This window comes from Bradyrhizobium sp. IC3123 (assembly GCF_020193625.1).
In the GTDB taxonomy this organism is placed as follows: Bacteria; Pseudomonadota; Alphaproteobacteria; order Rhizobiales; family Xanthobacteraceae; genus Bradyrhizobium; species Bradyrhizobium yuanmingense.
Window position 1 is genome coordinate 1 of record NZ_JADYVF010000064.1, and the last position, 441, is coordinate 441.

The window sequence follows — 441 nt, forward strand, 5'->3', positions numbered from 1 at the left end:
TCTTCAATGTAAAGACGCTTCACTTCTTTACCTTCAGGACCTGTTTGGTGTGTCACGAGAACTTTTCCAAGCAACTCATTTGCATATGCTTCAACTTCTGATAAAGACTTAGCGATTTTCACACCACCAGCTTTACCACGTCCCCCCGCATGGATTTGCGCTTTAACAACATATACATCTGTGTCTAACTCTTTCGCTTTCTCAACAGCTTCTTCAGCAGAAAAATCCACACGCCCTTCTGGTACTGCTACGCCCATTGAGCGAAAAATTTCTTTTCCTTGATACTCATGGATATTCATACTCCATCCTCCTGTTTCTTAAGGTTAAGTTCAAGTACAATTATAGGAAATGTAAGCGCTATTGTAAACAGATTCCCTCTCGTATCACGATGTTTTATAAAGGCTAACACCTCTTGTATCACACACAATACATTGTTTCAGC

General features: G+C 40.4%; 1 protein-coding gene. It reads right to left on the reverse strand.

Annotated elements, in window-relative coordinates:
- On the reverse strand, positions 1-299 hold a 299-nt coding region (locus I6F20_RS37635; RefSeq protein WP_346277284.1), incomplete at its 3' end, for an ATP-grasp domain-containing protein.
- Positions 300-441 lie beyond the last annotated feature (142 nt).